At 48.4% G+C, this 18,246-nt stretch carries 24 protein-coding genes; 19 read left to right on the forward strand and 5 right to left on the reverse strand.

The window, feature by feature from the left end:
* Positions 1-93: 93 nt before the first annotated feature.
* Both P398_RS0106410 and P398_RS0106415 read right to left on the reverse strand, forming a co-directional pair.
* Positions 94-813 (reverse strand): Fic/DOC family protein, encoded by a 720-nt coding sequence (locus P398_RS0106410; protein WP_024370555.1) that lies wholly within the window; start codon positions 811-813, stop codon positions 94-96.
* Positions 813-1,001, reverse strand: a complete 189-nt coding sequence (locus P398_RS0106415; protein ID WP_024370554.1) for an antitoxin VbhA family protein — start codon at positions 999-1,001, stop codon at positions 813-815. The genes P398_RS0106410 and P398_RS0106415 overlap by 1 nt, the downstream gene beginning before the upstream one ends.
* A 263-nt stretch (positions 1,002-1,264) precedes the next feature.
* On the opposite strand from P398_RS0106415, the gene P398_RS0106420 reads away from it, so the two are divergent.
* Together P398_RS0106420 and P398_RS0106430 are read left to right on the forward strand one after the other, a co-directional pair.
* Positions 1,265-1,738, forward strand: coding sequence for a DUF7000 family protein (locus P398_RS0106420; protein WP_024370553.1), 474 nt, complete (start codon positions 1,265-1,267; stop codon positions 1,736-1,738).
* A 230-nt stretch (positions 1,739-1,968) separates the two neighbouring features.
* Positions 1,969-2,343 carry an iron chaperone gene (locus P398_RS0106430; protein ID WP_029334514.1) on the forward strand — a complete coding sequence of 125 codons (375 nt, stop codon included), beginning with the start codon at positions 1,969-1,971 and terminating at the stop codon, positions 2,341-2,343.
* A 107-nt stretch (positions 2,344-2,450) separates the two neighbouring features.
* Here the strand turns inward: P398_RS0106430 and P398_RS0106435 are convergent, their stop codons facing one another.
* Complete coding sequence (locus P398_RS0106435) at positions 2,451-3,410, reverse strand: DUF5692 family protein (RefSeq protein ID WP_034798973.1); 960 nt, start codon at positions 3,408-3,410, stop codon at positions 2,451-2,453.
* Between the two features lie 202 nt (positions 3,411-3,612).
* On the opposite strand from P398_RS0106435, the gene P398_RS0106440 reads away from it, so the two are divergent.
* The 17 genes from P398_RS0106440 to P398_RS0106525 all read left to right on the forward strand — a co-directional run bounded on the left by P398_RS0106440 (position 3,613) and on the right by P398_RS0106525 (position 16,880).
* Positions 3,613-4,215, forward strand: a complete 603-nt coding sequence (locus tag P398_RS0106440; RefSeq protein WP_029334516.1) for a TetR/AcrR family transcriptional regulator — start codon at positions 3,613-3,615, stop codon at positions 4,213-4,215.
* 98 nt (positions 4,216-4,313) lie between these two features.
* The gene (locus P398_RS0106445; protein WP_024370549.1) at positions 4,314-5,321 is read left to right on the forward strand and encodes a tRNA dihydrouridine synthase; all 1,008 of its coding nucleotides are present in this window, start codon (positions 4,314-4,316) and stop codon (positions 5,319-5,321) included.
* A 122-nt stretch (positions 5,322-5,443) separates the two neighbouring features.
* Positions 5,444-5,770, forward strand: coding sequence for a PadR family transcriptional regulator (locus P398_RS0106450; protein ID WP_024370548.1), 327 nt, complete (start codon positions 5,444-5,446; stop codon positions 5,768-5,770).
* Positions 5,767-6,294, forward strand: a complete 528-nt coding sequence (locus P398_RS0106455) for a DUF2812 domain-containing protein (RefSeq protein ID WP_024370547.1) — start codon at positions 5,767-5,769, stop codon at positions 6,292-6,294. The genes P398_RS0106450 and P398_RS0106455 overlap by 4 nt, the downstream gene beginning before the upstream one ends.
* 15 nt (positions 6,295-6,309) lie before the next feature.
* The gene (locus P398_RS0106460) at positions 6,310-6,801 is read left to right on the forward strand and encodes a hypothetical protein (RefSeq protein ID WP_024370546.1); all 492 of its coding nucleotides are present in this window, start codon (positions 6,310-6,312) and stop codon (positions 6,799-6,801) included.
* A 97-nt stretch (positions 6,802-6,898) separates the two neighbouring features.
* A complete protein-coding gene (locus P398_RS0106465) occupies positions 6,899-7,579 on the forward strand; it encodes a response regulator transcription factor (RefSeq protein ID WP_029334518.1) in 681 nt (226 codons plus the stop codon).
* Position 7,580: 1 nt separating this feature from the next.
* Positions 7,581-8,582, forward strand: a complete 1,002-nt coding sequence (locus P398_RS0106470; protein ID WP_024370544.1) for a sensor histidine kinase — start codon at positions 7,581-7,583, stop codon at positions 8,580-8,582.
* 85 nt (positions 8,583-8,667) lie between these two features.
* Complete coding sequence (locus P398_RS0106475; RefSeq protein WP_024370543.1) at positions 8,668-9,351, forward strand: ABC transporter ATP-binding protein; 684 nt, start codon at positions 8,668-8,670, stop codon at positions 9,349-9,351.
* Positions 9,348-11,918: an ABC transporter permease gene (locus tag P398_RS0106480; protein ID WP_029334519.1), complete on the forward strand. Its 2,571-nt coding sequence runs from the start codon at positions 9,348-9,350 to the stop codon at positions 11,916-11,918. The genes P398_RS0106475 and P398_RS0106480 overlap by 4 nt, the downstream gene beginning before the upstream one ends.
* A 74-nt stretch (positions 11,919-11,992) precedes the next feature.
* Positions 11,993-12,502 (forward strand): HEAT repeat domain-containing protein, encoded by a 510-nt coding sequence (locus tag P398_RS0106485; protein WP_024370541.1) that lies wholly within the window; start codon positions 11,993-11,995, stop codon positions 12,500-12,502.
* Between the two features lie 54 nt (positions 12,503-12,556).
* Positions 12,557-13,102, forward strand: coding sequence for an RNA polymerase sigma factor (locus P398_RS0106490; RefSeq protein WP_029334520.1), 546 nt, complete (start codon positions 12,557-12,559; stop codon positions 13,100-13,102).
* Positions 13,099-13,842 carry a hypothetical protein gene (locus P398_RS0106495; protein ID WP_024370539.1) on the forward strand — a complete coding sequence of 248 codons (744 nt, stop codon included), beginning with the start codon at positions 13,099-13,101 and terminating at the stop codon, positions 13,840-13,842. Before P398_RS0106490 ends, P398_RS0106495 begins: the two co-directional genes overlap by 4 nt.
* 28 nt (positions 13,843-13,870) lie before the next feature.
* Positions 13,871-14,041 (forward strand): septum formation initiator, encoded by a 171-nt coding sequence (locus P398_RS16800; protein ID WP_115336686.1) that lies wholly within the window; start codon positions 13,871-13,873, stop codon positions 14,039-14,041.
* Between the two features lie 73 nt (positions 14,042-14,114).
* Entirely contained in the window at positions 14,115-15,125 is a 1,011-nt protein-coding gene (locus P398_RS0106505) for a hypothetical protein (RefSeq protein WP_200872640.1), read from the forward strand.
* A gap of 60 nt (positions 15,126-15,185) precedes the next feature.
* On the forward strand, positions 15,186-15,836 hold the full coding sequence (locus P398_RS0106510) for an SIMPL domain-containing protein (RefSeq protein WP_024370537.1): 651 nt from the start codon (positions 15,186-15,188) through the stop codon (positions 15,834-15,836).
* The gene (locus tag P398_RS0106515) at positions 15,833-16,255 is read left to right on the forward strand and encodes a hypothetical protein (RefSeq protein ID WP_024370536.1); all 423 of its coding nucleotides are present in this window, start codon (positions 15,833-15,835) and stop codon (positions 16,253-16,255) included. Before P398_RS0106510 ends, P398_RS0106515 begins: the two co-directional genes overlap by 4 nt.
* Positions 16,256-16,409: 154 nt before the next feature.
* Complete coding sequence (locus P398_RS0106525; RefSeq protein WP_024370535.1) at positions 16,410-16,880, forward strand: flavodoxin family protein; 471 nt, start codon at positions 16,410-16,412, stop codon at positions 16,878-16,880.
* A 146-nt stretch (positions 16,881-17,026) separates the two neighbouring features.
* On the opposite strand, the gene P398_RS16085 is transcribed toward P398_RS0106525, so the two are convergent.
* Together P398_RS16085 and P398_RS17030 are read right to left on the reverse strand one after the other, a co-directional pair.
* Positions 17,027-17,791 (reverse strand): hypothetical protein, encoded by a 765-nt coding sequence (locus P398_RS16085; RefSeq protein WP_235263310.1) that lies wholly within the window; start codon positions 17,789-17,791, stop codon positions 17,027-17,029.
* Between the two features lie 57 nt (positions 17,792-17,848).
* A complete protein-coding gene (locus P398_RS17030) occupies positions 17,849-18,133 on the reverse strand; it encodes a hypothetical protein (RefSeq protein WP_235263311.1) in 285 nt (94 codons plus the stop codon).
* Positions 18,134-18,246: the final 113 nt, after the last annotated feature.

Below are 18,246 nucleotides of genomic sequence, written 5' to 3' on the forward strand. Positions count from 1 at the left end.
AAACCCTTAGCTTTTCCGTTTTCATACGGTTCAGCTAAGGGCTATTTTATTGCCTTAATAATTAAAGCGCCTTTATAATCTTTGGGCTAGAACTCACGATTCATCGTAGTCTGTAGAGAACGGCTTCTCTTCATAGTTAGAAACGTTGTACGATCCAATTGTGCGATATTTTTCGGGAGAGGAATCGTTCTCTGCCAACTTGTTAGAGACATCAGTGGCCAAAGCGTCATTTATAATTCTGTGTAAATAGCTCGGGTCTGGAGCTTCGTTGATGGCAGCCATGACAAGTGCATTTCTAAGGTAACCGGCATTATTGGAAAGCAGTTCTGCATTAAAAGGCAAATTATGATGTTGAGCAAAAAGTTTCATAAAAACAGAAACAGTGCGGGTGTTCCCTTCACGGAAAGGATGGACCCGCCACAAGTCTGTCATTAGCTTAGCGAAATAGACAGGGAGGCGTATATTTTTATGCTCCCATTTGATTTCTTGTTGCCAATCAAAAATAGACTCTAAATTTGTTCGAATATGCTTAGAATCACTATAGATCACAGACAAACCGTCCAAAATTCGCTCATGTTTATAAATATTGATTGAACGAAATTCACCGGCCCACTCATACAGTTCATTAAATAGATGTCGATGGAGTTGTTGCAAAGAATGATAACTATCGAAATCCACTTCCGAAATGAATGACTCTACTTCTAATATGTTTGCAATGATGAGCTGTGCTTCAACAGTAATCAGTTGTTGTTCGTCAGTAATCCCAAGCTTATTTATAAGCACACTCGTGTTGGGGTATACGTAAGGATCCATTAGGATTGACGTGCTTTCGTGTACTTCTCCATAATGGCTTGCTTAAACTGGGCTGAAGTGATTTCGCCATCTTCATATCGCTCCAGCAATTTTTGTGTAAAAGGACTTGGTTTTCCCCCATCGATTGCGGCCATACCAACTGCAAATTTTACTTGTTTTTGACGTTCGATATATGAGTTCTGATCCATTTTTTTCACCCTTTTCACTTCGATTAACTTATTAGTAATTATATCATACACGACGAACTATAAAATCGTGTGCAACTTCTCGCGATTAGTATGAACTCGAAGGCAGCGGACGAGGCTTTGTGAAGAAAGTGCTGTGTTTCAATTGACGAATGTCTGAAAAGAATAACAATCATTCAGCGTGAACAAGGGAATAAGATAACGATTGAACGTCATATGGAGAAGGGGCGGGTTATAAAATTGATCAGCGAAGGAGGGCACTCGGTTTGAAACCATTGACTGAGTTGATTCAAGCATATACGTCGACCGTCAAACAAGGAGACATGCCGCTCGCGTATCGAGGTATCCTTGAATTTCTAGGGCACCTGCGATCTCGTTTCATGAAGAGTGGATACGAGGTGAGCGGTCTGTACCCAGGCTATATGGATATGTCTTACGTATCGGTAAACACATCGTCTTTGAAAGAGAGAGGGCTTAAAATCGCAGTTGTCTATCTCCATGGTACAGGGTGCTTTGAGGTGTGGTTGTCCGCTCGCAATAGGACACTGTCGGAACAGTACGCGACCACGTTTCAAACAGTACAAGGCTTCCATAACGATGAAAATCTAGATGCCATTCTTGAGCGCGCATTGACATCTTCTCCCGATTTTGATGAGCCGGAGCAGTTGGCTGAATTGATTGAGCGGGAAGTCGAACGGTTCATTCAAGATGTGGAAACAATACTCGAGGGAGGGCGCTGATGGATTGGATGGCCGAAGTAGAAATGAGACTGAAGCGAGGTAATCAACTTCTGTGTGCGAAAGACAATACGTTTTTGGAAACATCCGGCAGACGGGTATTTGATTCCTATAGGAGCGACAAATCTCTATAACCTGGTTTTGTCGCACGCTGTCAGTCAACGTAAGGCGCACCAGTAGAAGCAGCAAGGAAGGGTTGGTCAAAAACAGGATATGAGGAGATCGTGTAAATGATGAAACAGACTAAAATGACAACTGTAGATGAATACATTTTACAATTTCCTGTTGAGGTTCAAGCAATCCTCCAGACGCTGAGGAAGTTAGTAAAAGACATCTCCCCTGAGGCAGAAGAAAATATGAGTTACCAAATGCCCACGTATTATTTAAAAGGTAATTTGGTGCACTTTGCAGCATATAAAAATCATATTGGATTTTATCCAACTCCAGCAGGCATCGACGCTTTCAAAGATGAGTTATCCGACTACAAAAGTGCAAAAGGTTCTGTTCAGTTTCCGATTGATAAACCGATTCCTTTCGAATTAATAAAGAGGATAGTTGAGTTTAGAGTGAGTGAGATGAACGGTGACGCCGTAAAAAATAAAGAGTGACCGAGATATCGGCTTTATTTCCTGCCCACGAGATCGAAGTCGGTTGAAGTTACTAGAGAACTACGCGAAAACATGCAAAAAGACGGGCATTGAGGCCCGTCTTTTGTTTACAACACTTTACCGATCGCGGTTTCCCGTTCAGGAACTGCATCTTCACGCATCGCGTTGATTTCTTTATACTCGTTCGTATCTTTCCACAACTCGTCTTTCAACGGATTGAGTTTGTATTTGACGATCCGTGTCACTTGCCAGACGGCGAGGACGACGTTCAGTGCTAGACTAACAAGGGCAAGGGTCCAGTTCGCTGCCGGATTATACGACACGCTGACGTTAAACGTGCTGCCGACGGCGAAGAAGTAAGGGAACGTCATGACCCACATCATCCAAAACGATAGCGTTTGGGCACGGTTTTGCATCCATGTCCCTTTCGCCCAAAGAAGAACAGGGACCGTCGCGGCGATGTTCAAAGCAAAGCCTGAGTAGAACGCGTTGCCCGGTGCGCATGAATAGACGTAAGCGATATTCCAAATGCCGTACGCGACAATCCATAGCTTCGTTTGGTCCGGCCAAAGCATGTCTTTCTTCTTACCTGATGTGGCGAAGATGCCGACCCAGCCACAGATGAGGAGCAAGTTCAAGATCCCGGCGACGGCGTTCACATAGTTCCAGCCGCCCGAGATGTATTCCATCCCGTCGACCATTCCTTCAAACCCCATGATGCCGACTTGGAACTCCCGGACGACGGCCTCGGCGATGTTGAGCGCTAAAATTCCAGGCACGAGGATCAGGTACCACGGATGTTTCTTATGATAATCCGTGAAGCGGATGACCATATAAATCAAACTACCGGCTAATGCCGAATACACTTTCACCCAATGGAACCATGAGGTGATCTCAGGGTCGGCGGTGAAGACCCAAATCGGGGTCAAGGCAATCGGTACGACCATAAACATGAAGATACTGGCTTTTTTACTAGACCGGACGATTTCATTCAACCCGATCAACAAGCCGAACACGACGAACCACATCGCGACGTTGTACCAAGGAATCGATTCAAAGAAGAACATACGTAACGCCCCTTTCATTTCTAAAGTGTAGTGGAAAAAATGATTTCTAAAACATACCGAACGTTCGTTATGTTTATGTGAAAAGTGTAACAAACTTAAGAAAGCGTTGTCAATCGAGTTTGGGACGTCACAGTGACATGTCATAAATCCGTCAAATCATTATGATATAATTAGCCATTATTGTGTGAGGAGCGTCGAGCAGATGATGAACGAAGGAAAGCAAAAAATATTAGAGGCGGCGCGAGCGACGATCGTCGAACACGGGATTCAAGGAACGACGCTTCGGGGGATTGCCAAGCGAGCGGGTCTGAGTACGGGTGCCATCTATCATTATTACAGTTCGAAAGAAGCAATTCTGTACGATGTGATGGATGAAGGGCTAGGAGAGATTTGCCGGATCGCGACCGTGTCTCTTGAAGATCAAAAAGAAGTGAAAGAAATCATTCAAGAAATTTTTGCTGGGATGCAGGACCGATTAAAAAAAGATGCGGAGAATCGATTACAGTTTTACTTGGCCCATGAGGCGATGCTCGGGAACGAGGAACTACAACTCAAGTTCAAGCAAAAGTACGAGGATTGGATCAGTCGGGTGGAAGCCATCTTCGTGCGGGCATACGGCGTCGAGCATGGTCCCTCAACACGAGCGGTCGCCGCGTGGACGATGGCGGCAATCGATGGGATGGTGTTGCAGACGTTGCTGCAAACGAACGTCGTCGCGGTCGAGCATACGGATCGCGTATTGGAGTACTTGTTGCAAGACGGGTTTGCCCATTTCTTCAAAATCATTGAGACTGGACGGGGCTAAAGGAATTTGGAAGTATTGTCAGTTGATACATTCCCCCGTCCATAATAGAATGGATGAAGTGATTTTGTTGGATTGATTAAGAAAGGGAATGATTTTATATGAACGAAAACTTCTGGCGCGATTTGCCGCGTCCATTCTTTATACTAGCCCCGATGGAAGACGTGACCGATGTCGTCTTCCGTCACGTCGTCGCCCACGCCGGCCGACCGGACGTCTTCTTCACCGAATTCGCGAACTCGGACAGCTACTGCCATCCGGAAGGGAAAGGCAGCCTGCGCGGACGTTTGACGTTCACCGAGGATGAGCAGCCGATGGTCGCCCACATTTGGGGCGACAACCCGGACTACTTCCGCGAGATGAGCATCGGCATGGCCGAGATGGGCTATAAAGGGCTCGATATCAACATGGGCTGCCCGGTCCCGAACGTGGCGAAACGCGGGAAAGGGAGCGGACTCATCCTCCGTCCTGACGTCGCAGCGGAACTCATTCAAGCGGCGAAAGCCGGCGGCATCCCGGTCAGTGTCAAGACACGACTCGGTTTCGCGAAGCTCGACGAATGGCGCGACTGGTTGACGCATCTCTTGAAGCAAGATATCGCCAACTTGTCGATTCATTTGCGCACTCGCAACGAGATGAGTAAAGTCGATGCGCATTGGGAGATGATCCCGGACATCGTCAAACTGCGTGATGAGATCGCACCGGATACGCTCATCACGATCAACGGGGACATCCTCGACCGTCAGATGGGATTAGAGCTCGTCGAGAAGTATGGCTTCGACGGCGTCATGATCGGCCGCGGGATCTTCAAGAACCCGTTCGCGTTCGAGAAAGAACCACGTGAGCACTCGATGGAAGAACACCTCGATTTGCTTCGTCTTCAACTCGACCTGCAAGATAAGTTCCAAGAAGAAGTGCCGCGTTCGATTTCGAACTTGCATCGTTTCTTCAAGATTTACGTGAAAGGGTTCCGCGGGGCGAGTGACCTCCGTGTGAAGCTCATGGATACGAAATCGACGGATGAAGTACGGGCACATCTTGATGCGTTCGTCGAGAACTACCATAAAGAAGAAGCGGCGCTCGCCGAGGTGGCATCGACAGTCGAATAAGTTTTTGCAGGGATTCAGTGTCTACTGGGTCCCTTTTTTCTTGTAGCCAACCACCAAAATTTAGGATAGAATCGATATATCGGGAGCCGATATATCGATAGACGAAGTAAAGGGGACGAGTCATGAAGAAACCATTGGGAAACGTCGCTTTGACGGAAGCAGTCTATTATGTGCTGCTGTCATTACAAGTCCCGAGACATGGGTACGGAATCATGCAATTGGTTCAAGAATTGAGCAACGGTCGCGTTCAATTGGCTGCTGGAACTTTGTACGGGGCACTGAACAGCTTAGTCGAGAAAGAATGGATTGAGGCGGTGCAGGGAGTGAACGGACGAAAGAAAGAGTATCTCATTACCGTGAAGGGGCAAGCGGTACTCGAAGCAGAACTCGTCCGCCTTGAGGAGCTTGTCGCAAACGGAAAACAGTGGATTGGGGAAAACAAGTCTTGAAAACAAAAACGGTTTATCGTGTTTATGTCGATTATGAAAAAGAAGAGCAGTGGTTGAATGAGATGGCGGCACAAGGATGGTTGCTAGAACGATTCAAGATTGGACGTTACGTGTTTAGTAAAGGCGAACCGGGCACATATATGTATCGAATCGAATTGCTGGAAGAACTTCCGAATCACACTCGGTCAAAAGCGTACCTTGAGTTTTTAGATGAAATGGGAATCGAAGTCGTTGATACATCGTTCCGATGGATTTTTTTACGAAAACGGACTGAAGACGGTCCGTTCCATCTCTATTCCGATTTTGACTCAATGATTGCGAAAACGAATCGCGTGTTGCAATTGTATCAAGTTGTGTTGCTTGTCAATATTATCGCTGTCTGTATCAATGTCATTAGTCCATTCGCAGTATGGGTGATTTGGCCGAACATTGCGCTTGCCGCGTTCATCGCCTATTTGATACAACGACAGACACAAAAGTTACGTACGTTAAAAGGACTGCGTGAAATTTCAGAACAAGACTGAGAGGGGCAAATGAAGATGAGTGAATTCCAATTCATGACTAGCGATCGACCGCTGAAAGAAGTCGAAAATCCATATGTCGAGTTCTTATCCATCAACGAAGCCATCAAAAAAGGTGTCATCTTGCCCGAGATGCTCACAGACGACGAGGACCTCGATCGTGACGAAAAGATTTTGATGAACGTCGAATCGGAAGAACAGCTCGACGAGATTGAAATCAAGCGAGACCTCTATTATGACGTGGAGAACGTCAAAGCGTATTCTTCAAAACCACACGTCGTGGAATTGCGCTGGCGCTATTCCGACGCAAGAGCCGAACAGCTCGTTGCGTATATCGTCGGCCATCTCGAGATAGCGGATGAAGTTGAGATTTGGAAAGTATGGGTCGATGAACAGACCGAACCAAGCGTCAAGACAATCACGCGTGACGAGTTGACGATTGATGCGCTGCAATTTTTGGGCGACGTCGGGTTCGAGCGACCGGAATGCCTTCGGGTGACAAAAGTATAATCTGACCGAACGAGTCGTTTCGTTCGGTTTTTTGTTTTGTCTCCTCACTTGAAAAAAGACTGCTATATTATGAGAAGAAGAGTCAGGAGGGAACACCATGCATATTTTAATCGTCGAAGACGACCGGACGATTGCTTCCGGTCTCCAATATTCACTCGAGCAAGAACAATTTACGACGACGTTATGCCAGAACGTGGCTGACGCGACACGTTTGATCGAACAACAACTCCATACGATTAACCTGTGTCTGTTCGATTTATCGTTGCCGGACGGGAGCGGCTATGACTTGTGTCGGCTCGTGAAGCAAAAACAGGATACGCCCGTCATCTTTTTGACGGCGTTCGACGATGAAGTCAACGTCGTCATGGGACTCGATATGGGAGCGGATGACTACATCACAAAACCGTTCCGGGTCCGTGAACTCATCTCACGCATCCAGTCGGTGCTGCGCCTTTACACGAAACAAACAAGTTCGTCGATTCTTACAATGGGTGCGGTCGAAATTAATACGCAAGACGCCAAAGTTAAAAAGGGCGGAGACGAGATTTTATTGACGGCGCTCGAGTATCGGTTACTGCTCATCTTCAGTCGACATACGGGACAAGTGCTGACGCGCGCCCAACTGCTTGACCAGATGTGGGACATGGGCGGGGATTTTGTGAATGACAATACGCTGACCGTCTATATTAAACGATTGCGGGAGAAGCTAGAGGATGACCCGCAACAACCGAGTTTGATTAAGACAGTGCGCGGTATCGGTTACAAGGTGGAACGCTGACATGTTGCGAAACCGAGAAATTCGTATGTATTTGCTGAGCGTCTTTGTGATCATCAGCTTGGCCGTCGGGGTGACGCTGTTCATCTCGCGCGAAGCGATGCTCCTCGTCATCGTCTTATCGATTGCATTCATGGCGGTGACATATCGATTCACGATGTGGCGCTATCGCGAAATCGAACAGCTGTCGAGCTACCTGCAAGAGATCAGTAACGGCAACTACAAACTCGACGTTCGCGACAACCGGGAAGGCGAGCTCAGTCTGTTGAAGAGTCAAATCTATAAAGTGACGAAGATGCTGTCGGAGCAAGGGACGCATCTCGAGGAAGACAAGCAGAAGCTGACGGATGCCATCTCTGACATCTCTCATCAATTGAAGACGCCGCTCACGTCGATGATGGTCATGGCGGACTTGCTCAGCGATCCGCGTCTGTCGGATGACAAGCGACAAGAGTTCACACATAACGTGCAAGTACAGCTCGAGCGGATGGAATGGCTCGTCTCGTCGCTGCTCAAACTGTCTAAAATCGATGCCGGGACGATTCAGTTCAAGCGCGAACCGGTGTCCGTCCCCGCTCTCGTTCAAGCCGTGACCGAACCGATGCTCGTACCGATCGATATCAAAATGCAACGGCTTCACATTACGGGTGAGGACGACGTCACGTTCGAAGGCGATTCGAAGTGGACGACCGAGGCGCTGATCAATATCTTGAAGAACTGCGTCGAACATACACCGGAACAAGGCGACTTGTTCATCGAGTTCAGTGAGAACACGCTCTATACGGAAATCGTCATCCGCGACACGGGGAGCGGCATCGCGAAACAAGACGTCCCTTACATCTTCCAACGTTTTTATAAAGGGATGAACGCGAGCGAGGACAGTGTCGGCATCGGGCTCGCCATGGCGCACAGCATCATCACGAGCCAACAAGGGGAATTGATCGTCCGCAGTGAACGTGGAGCCGGGACAGCGTTTCAAATTCGATTTTATAAAGCCATCGTCTAAGTGACGAAACAGTCACTTTCGAGTCACGGACGTGTCACACTCGCTCGGTACACTCGAAGTAGATCAAGTACTGGAGGGTGCAGATATGAACATATTAGAGGTGCAACACTTATCAAAAATATACGGGAAAGACGAGATGGAAGTCCGGGCGCTCGATGATGTGTCGTTCACCGTCAAAAAAGGCGAGTTCGTCTGTATCGTCGGACCATCGGGCTCAGGGAAGTCAACGTTGTTACATTTGCTCGGCGGTGTCGACGTGCCGACGAGTGGACAGGTGTTAATCGACAACACGGATATTTACAAGTTAGACGAGACGCAGCTTGCTATCTTCCGCCGTCGTCAAATCGGTTTGATTTATCAGTTCTATAATTTAATCCCGATTTTGACGGTCGAGGAGAATATCACGCTGCCGATGTTGTTGGACGAACAAAAAGTCGATGCCGCCCATTTGGAGCGCATCCTCGGGATCCTTGGGCTGTCGAACCGGTTGACGCATTTGCCGAACCAACTGTCGGGCGGGCAGCAGCAACGCGTCTCGATCGGTCGGGCGCTCATCAGCAATCCGGCCATCATTTTGGCCGATGAGCCGACGGGGAACTTGGACAGTCAAAACAGTGAAGAGATTATGAGCCTCCTGAAACTGTTCAACAAGAAGTTCAATCAGACGCTCATCATCATCACGCATGACGAGCGGATTGCGTTGCAGGCGGACCGGATCATCTCAATCGAGGATGGGAAGATTGCGAAGAACGAGGTCGTCCGCTCATGAACATCATCAATAAAATGACACTTCGGCATTTGCGCGAGAATAAACGACGTTCGCTCGTCACCATCATCGGGGTCATCATTTCGGTGTCGATGATCACGGCCGTGACGACACTCGGTTCGTCGTTCTTGGACCTGATGATTCGCCAAGACATCGCGGATAACGGGGAATGGCACGTCAAATATGTCAACACGAACGAAGAACAAGTCGAGGCGATTCGAAAGGATGAGTCGACGAAAGACGTCATCCTATCAAGTGACGGCTATGCGGCATTAACGGATTCGCAGAATGCATATAAACCGTACCTATACGTCCGGAACTATAACACGTCGGGACTGAAGAACTTCCCCGTCGATTTGACGGAGGGACGCTTGCCGAACAAAGAAGGGGAAGTCGTCATTTCCGAGGCCATCCGTCAAAACGCGCAAGTCACGTACAACATCGGGGACGAGTTGACGTTGAAAATCGGCGAGCGCATGGACGAAGCATCCGGTCGTGTATTGACGCAAAACGACGGCTTGATTCGTGACGGGGAGACGATTCTGGAACAATTGAACGTCGAGGACACGGTGACGTTGACCGTCGTCGGCACGATGACGCGACCGGCGTGGGAACCGACGTGGTCGCCAGGCTACACGGTCGTCGGATATATTGACGATAAGGCGTTGAACGGTGCGACCGTCGATACGCTCGTCGCCTTGAACGATGTCGACAGCTCGATTTATGAAGAGACGAAACAACTGATGCGCGAGCAACAGATTGAAGGCATCGCGTATAACTCTTCGTTGCTTCGGTATTACGGTGTGACCGATGATGACGGCTTGCGCAAGACGCTGTATGGGTTCGGGGGCATCATCATGACGGTCATCGTCATCGGTTCGATTTCGCTCATCTATAACGCCTTCGCCATCAGCGTATCCGAGCGCTCACGCTATCTCGGGATGCTGGCGAGTGTCGGAGCGACGAAACGGCAGAAGCGGAACTCGGTCTTCTTTGAAGGATTCGTCATCGGCGGAATCAGCATCCCGCTCGGTATTCTTGCCGGGGTGACCGGGATTGGGGTCACGTTCCTGTTCATCAACGCCTTTGCTGAGAAAGCGCTCAACGTGACAGAGAAGTTTGAAGTCGTCGTCACACCCGTCACGCTCATGTTGACGATCCTGATTTCGAGCGTGACGATTTTCATTTCCTGTTATCTACCGGCCCGCCGCGCTTCGAAGATTTCGGCGATTGACGCGATTCGTCAAACCCAGGACGTGCGACTTTCGTCAAAGAACGTGAAGACGTCGAAACTCGTTCGGCGCATCTTCGGGTTAGAGGCGGAGATCGGGTTGAAAAACACGAAGCGCAACCGGAAACGGTATTTGGCGACCGTGTTCTCGCTCGTCATCAGTATCGTCTTGTTTTTGGTCGTCAGCTATTTCACGGATCGGCTCGAGCAGTCGCTCGAGATGTCACAAGGGTCGTACGAGTTCGATATCCTCGTGAACGGATCGAATCTCACCAAGGATGATTTACGTCGCTATGAGACGTTGGATAATGTGACGGGCGGGACGTACTTCGAGAACACGACCGTCCAGGCGGTAGTCGACGAAGCACGGTTACCGAGCGCCGTCACCGAGAACGAAGACTTGGTGTCCACGTTCGTCGATGGGAAATTTGTGTACTACGTCTCCCTTTATCAATTAGATGATGAGAGTTTCGATGCGTATTTGAAACAAATCGGGGCATCTGCTAGCAACTTTGAAGACGACGACGTTCCAGGTGCCGTCTTGATTGATGAAGTATCGTATCAAGACGTCGATAAGAAAAAGTTTGTCAACTCGAAGACGATTGAGACAGAGATTGGTGATACGCTCGAACTCCGGGACGAGAACGCGACAGATGAGACGGCACCGCTTAAAACAATCAAAATCGCTGCCATGACCGACGTCGCCCCGACCGGAGTGATGACGAGTTCACTCGGGTGGCTCGATGTGATCGTCCGAGAAGGGACGTTTGAAGAGGATGCGATCGGTCAGTTGATGCAGCAATCGAGCCCATCAATCGCCTTGAACACGAGTAATCCGGAAGCGACGCAACAAGTGATTGAAGCGGAACAAAATATGGATCAATACATCTTCAACGTGTCGGAGCAACGTGAGCAACAAGAGCAAGTGTTGTTGTTGTTATCGATTTTCGTCTACGGGTTTATCGTCTTGATCTCACTCATCTCGGTGGCGAACATCTTCAACACGATCTCGACGAGTGTCTCGCTCCGGCGACGCGAATTCGCGATGCTGCGATCGGTCGGGATGACACCGAAAGGGTTCAACAAGATGGTGTACTATGAGAGCATCTTCTACGGCGTGAAGGCGCTGGCATATGGACTGCCAATCAGTGTGCTCATCATGTATCTCATCTACCGCGCGCAAATCAACACGTTCGAAGCCCCGTTCTCCTTGCCGTGGGCCGACATCTTATTCGTTACGGTCGTGATTTTCCTTATCGTCGGTGCTTCGATGCTGTACGCCATCTCGAAAGTAAAGTCGGATAATATCATCGACCGGTTGAAGCAAGAGAATAACTAATACGAATGCATAGGGATTCAGTGTCTACTGGGTCCCTTTTTTTGTAAAATGAGAATGAAGAAAGAGGTGAGCGAATGGACATCCGAGAATTATTGACCGGAGGGGATTTGCGGTCAATTGGTCATGTCGACGAGGTTGTCGACATCGTGGGGGACAATCCGGACCGATTCGAGGAATTGATGACCGGCTTGACGGACGACCGTCCTGTCGTCCGAATGCGGAGCGCGGATGCGGTGGAGAAAGTGACGCGACGTCATCCAGAGCTGCTTCGACCGCACCAAGCGACATTGTTCCAACAGCTGCATCTCGCCACCCAACAAGAAGTGAGGTGGCATTTGGCGCAACTCGTGACACGGATGGCATGGACCGAGGAAGAGGCGGCCGACATCGTCCGTGTACTCACTGGTTGGATCGACACCGAGACGAGCAACATTGTCATCGTCAACGCGCTTCAAGCGCTGTTTGACTTGAGCATGATACATCCACGATTCCGTGACGATGTAATCACGTTGCTCAAGGAAAAACGAGAGTCGGGGAGTCCAGCCGTGAAGAGCCGCTCAAAAAAACTTTTACGAAACGTGTGACCGATGCGTTTCGTTCCCGGTCTATAGAGATGAAGGTGAAAAGGAGGGGTTCAGTTGGATGATGGAGCGATTATCGATTTATATTTCGCCCGCTCCGAGCAGGCGATTTCGGCGACGGCGGAGAAGTACGGGGCGTATTGCCACACGATTTCATACAATATTTTGCATAGCCGTGAAGACGCCGACGAGTGTGTGAACGACACGTATATGAAAGCGTGGCACGCGATCCCACCGACACGACCGCGACGGTTTTCGGCCTATTTAGCAAAACTCGTCCGCAACGTCGCGCTTCATACATATGAGAAGACACGTGCCAAAAAACGAGGCGGTAGCCAAGTTCCACTCGTCCTCGAGGAACTCGAGCACTGTCTGTCGGCATCACTGATTGAAGACAGCGAAGTGGTCGACTTGTTGAACGGATTTTTGGAACAGTTGCCGCAAGAGACGAGACAGATTTTCATGGCCCGCTATTTTCAATTTCAATCAATCAAAGAAATTGCGAACGCGCGACAGTTGAGCGACAGCAAAGTGAAGATGGTGCTCATGCGGACGCGAAACGAGTTGAGGGGTCATTTGATAGCGGAAGGGGTGGTACGATGAGTGGGAAACGGCTGGCACGATTGATGGGGGAAGTCGATGATCGGTTTGTCGAAGAATCGATGCAGGGAAGTGTCAAGAAACGACAACGCGTCAAGTGGGTCGGAGGAATGATTGCAGTCGCCGCGGTCTCGTTTTTTGTATTCTCATGGGACGGCTTCAAAGAACGAATTCCACTATCAGACAACTCGAGTAATATGTCGGTCGCCTATGTCGATGAAGGGGACATCGATGTCGGAGTGTCGTCCGCGAATCTGATGGAGATGAGTGAGGAAGAACTGTTCTCGAAATGGGAACCGGCTTTGGTAAGAGGCGTCGTGACGCAAATCGATCACATCGAGCTCGACTTTAACGGACAAGAGGAATACCGGTCGCTCGTGACGATCGACGTGACAGACGTCTATCGGGGAGACATCGAGCCGGGCAGTGCAATCCAAGTGCTTACTGTCGCGGGCGTTGGTTCGGAGGTGTTGCAGTCGGATGCGGATGTCGTCTCCGAGCTTCGGTTAGGCATGGAAGGGATTTTTATGCCGATTCCATACGATGCATCACACATCTGGTCACAAAATGGGGCTACGCTTCAATTGACGGATGTGAGTGATTACGGTTTTCCGGACGGTGAGCGGTATATGTTCTTGAATACGGAACAAGGTCTCGTCTTCAATCGAGACGCTTATCCGTCCTTGTCGGGGGCTGAGACGATTGAGGATGTGGAAATGTTCATGATGAAACAGGCTCGATAAGACCAAAATAGGGAGAGGGGTGAATATCATGGCAACTAGTGAATGGCGTCAATCTGCCGTCGGGTTAGGGCTCGCGTTCGGGTCGGCTTTCGGGGTCATCATCCCGCTCATTTTTGGGTTCGAACTCGTCTATGGGATTGTGATTGGTGCGACCGTGGGCTGGATCATCGGGACCATCATTTCACTCAAACGAAAGTGAAGCAAACGTAACTGGAACCGTAATTACGTATGAATAGATGAAGTACGCAAGAGGGATTGTACTGATAGGAAAAATGATAGAAATGCAGAAAATGATTGTACTGAGAAGGAATCAAAGCGAAATCGAGAAACAGAACAGTGAGGGAGGAAGCCTATTGAGAATGTTACGAGCCAGACATTTTGAACAAGCCGAACAAACGATTGTGACATACGGAAGACCTTTAGAAATCGCATGGTTCAATCATTATTTTAACGAGCAATCACAGGAACACGTCGTACTTGAACTGAGTAAGTATCAAAACGACGATGGTGGATTTGGGCATGGGCTTGAGTCTGATTTCAGAGCCCCAATTTCCTCGCCGATGGCGACATCTGTCGGGTTGCGCCACTTGAATGAACTAAGCGGAATAGATGCGACAAAACCAATGATCGAAGCTGCGATTCACTATTTGGAAAATACGTATGACACATCGCGAAATGGTTGGTTTGCTGTGTCGAAAGATAGCAATGATTTTCCTCATGCTTTTTGGTGGCACTATGACGAGACCGAAAACATGACGATGATTGATCGAAATTGGGGAAATCCTTCCGCGGAGATTATTGCATATCTGTATAAATATCGTGAGTATACCGCTCGCCTAGACACCGAGCGACTCGTCGAAGATGCTATTCAGTATATGAATCGGAAGCCCTTGTTCAATTCAGAAAATGAAATCTATTGTTTTATCAGATTGTTTGATGTGGTGCCTGAGGCGTGGCGAATGCGTCTCGAGAGTGGTCTCATCGATGCTGTCGGCCAAGTCATTGATTACGAAGAAGAACGTTGGCACGAATATGTCCCAACGCCGCTTAACTTCATGTGCGCGAAAACGAATAACCGTTTCGGGATAAACGAACGGAAACTAGACGCCCACTTACATTTTGTGATGGATGAACTGGAAAGGCACGGAAAGATTTTGCCTCCATGGGGCAAAACGTATTATGAGACTGATTTGAACCAAGCCTATCCAGAATGGATTGGGGTATTGACGCTTAAAGCGTTACTTTCGTTGCGACGGTTTGACAGATTGGAGCCGAGCCGATGAAATGAGTCATTGAGGGGCTATGACAATTCAGCAATGAGGAATGCGATAGGGGGAGAAAAAATGGAGCGCACGATCACAGTAAAAGGTACAGGGAAAGTGTCGGCCAAGCCGGATTTGATTGTGTTGAGAATGGATGTGACGTCACGGGCGGCACGCTACGAAGAGACGATGAACGAAGCGGCGACCGCAATCACCCGGCTTCTAAAAGCGATTGAAAAGGCAGATTTTGAGAAGTCCGCTTTGAAGACGACCGACTTCTCGATCGACACGGATTATGAGAGCTATCGCGATGAGGACGGCAATTATAAATCCCGTTTCCGCGGTTACGTCTGCAACCAAAGCACGAAGCTCGAGTTTCCAATCGACACGAAACGGCTGTCGCGTGTCATCGAAAACATCAGCAATTCGCTGGCGGAACCGAAACTGTCGATTCACTTCACAATCAAAGACGCGGACGCGGTGCAAGACGAACTGCTTGCGAGCGCCGCCGAGAATGCGCGGCATCGAGCCGAACTGTTGGCCAAAGGGGCCGGGGCGACGCTTGGTGAGTTGCTTCGGATCGACTATACGTGGGGAGAGCTGCACATCTTTTCCCCGACGCGTATGACGTTCAGTGAAAATATCCTCCACTCAGAAGAACGCATGCCGGAACTCGAACCGGACGAGATCGACTTGAGCGACAACGCCACGTTTGTCTGGGAAATCAAATGAGACGCGTCCCTTGGCTCAGCGTCATGTTGTTGTCGGTCACCGTCTCGGTCCATGCCTTGTCGTGGGCGTATGCGTTCGTCGTTTTGGACGGACGATTATATGAAGTGATGGACGTTGTCGTCACGGAGGCCGAGCTAGGTGACGTCGTCGGAGAAGTCAAGACGATGGCCGACGATATGACAGGACGCCATTATGGCGACGCATCCAATATGTATCCAATCGGCACGAAGTATCGAGAAGTCATCGGAGAGCCGATTGAAGACGTGATTGCGGTCGAGGACGGATCGGAGTGGAAGCGGGCCGAATATATCCGTGACGCCCCGTTCAGCTTACGAAATCATATCGATACGATCGTCTTTACCGCAATCGGGGTCGGGCTGTGCATTTTCATCGTCAGCCGGATTAGGAGAAGAAGATGACTGTATTTGATTTTGAAGCGAGTGAATTTGAACACCTCGACAGGTTCATCAAATTGTTGAAAGAAGAAGGGCGGTAAAATGATAGACGCTCCTCGAAAACGGGAACAGATTCTGTGTAACGTCGTCTAAGTTCATATAGAGAGAAGGGATCGGTATGCACATTCTCATCATCTATGACTCGATGTACGGTCACACGGAAAAAGTTGCCCACGCCATTAAGGACGGGTTCAGCGAGTTGCACCATGTCCGGGCCGAACAAGTCGGCCATATCGGCTACGGGGATTTGGCCAACCTCGATTTGCTCATCGTCGGTTCGCCGACGCACGGCGGCCGCGAGACAGAAGACGTGAAGACATTTTTAGACGGCTTATCCGACCATGCGTTGCGTGGAATGCGGGCCGCTGCGTTCGATACGAGCATGGCGGAAGACGACCAAGGCTTCTTCGTCGGAAAAATCGTGAAATGGTTCGGACACGCTTCGACACGGATTGAGCGGGAATTGCTCGAGAAAGGGGCGGAACCTGTGCTCAAAGAATCGTTCCTCGTCCTCGGTAAAGAAGGACCGCTCAAAGACGGAGAGCTCGAACGGGCACGTGAGTGGGCGATGGATCTATTCAAAAATTGAGTGAACGCATTCCAAACGGAGTGCGTTTTTTTGTGGGGTGCGTGAGACGAAACGATTCGAAAACGGGTAAATAGAAGTATGGATTCCATCAAGAGAGGAGTGGAAATAAAAAACGAAGCAAAGTTTGTTTGCCTCGCCTTGTTGCTTTATTCGTTTGGCATGATGATGCTTTGAACAATTACTTTCAGTCTCTCGGTGAATTGTTCAATTTCGTAAACATGGTTAATTTTATAGCGGGTATTTGGCTCATCACGGAATGTGATGTATTTATTCGTCAACGAATTCAAATGTAAACGACACACCCATTTTCGATTGCTATCATCAATTAGAATATTGAAGTAACTCGCGTTGTCTCGATAAAAAATACGATCTTTATCCACGACGGTGCCCAACAATACTTTGACCGTGGCGTATCCTTCGATTTCTTCTTGTGTTGTTTCAATAACCGGTTGAGATGGTAAATCGATTTCCGCAGTACCATCGTCTATAATTGAGTCTTCTTCATTTTCTTTAACTGTGACGTTCGAGGTGCTGTCGGGTTCTCCAGATATCACGTGCTTGATTCGTTCGTTCATGTTCTCATTGATGAATTGATTGAACGCTTTTGCGACGATTGGTCTAAACTTATCGACTACAGTCTGTGTTTTCATTCCTTGGTAGCATTCTTGAATGAGGAGACGAATCAATTCATCGCTAGGAGATTGAGACAGCGTTTTGAGTTGATCTTTGATTGCGCTCAAATATTTTAATTCTTCGGCTGTTGAAAGAATTGTATTCACGTTGAACTCTTGTTTCTTAAATTTATAGAGTTCCTTGATTTCATTATCTTTAATGTTCGAAAGTGTGATTTCAAAGAATGGGACAGTATCCATCACGTTTGGTGTTTCTAAGTCTGTGTAAAACCGGTACATGTCTCCATTCGTTAAGATTGCAAATTTAGCTTGTGTCGTACCGTAATATCGAAACAACTACGAATCATGTTTAGTCAGGGGTTCACGAATAGACTTGGCTTCAATAAGAATCGTCGGCTTTCCTTCTTCCATAATCGCATAGTCTACTTTCTCTCCTTTTTTGATTCCGACATCGGCTATGTATTCTGGCGTAAACTCTGCCGGGTTAAAGACGTCATACCCCAATGTTTGAAAGAACGGCATAATCAAGGCAGTTTTTGTCGCTTCTTCAGTCGATATGGAATGTCTAAGCTGTTGAATCCGTTGTGAGACAGTACGAATATCCGAAGAAAACTTTTCCATTATAATAACCTCCATTATTTTGGCTCATCACCATAAGGTGTGGTTGACACATAAAATCCATCGGATTTTGAATTGAACATAGAAAAAAAGCGAAAACCCCGGTATCGTAATTG

Source organism: Exiguobacterium aurantiacum DSM 6208 (assembly GCF_000702585.1).
Classification (GTDB): Bacteria; Bacillota; Bacilli; order Exiguobacteriales; family Exiguobacteriaceae; genus Exiguobacterium; species Exiguobacterium aurantiacum.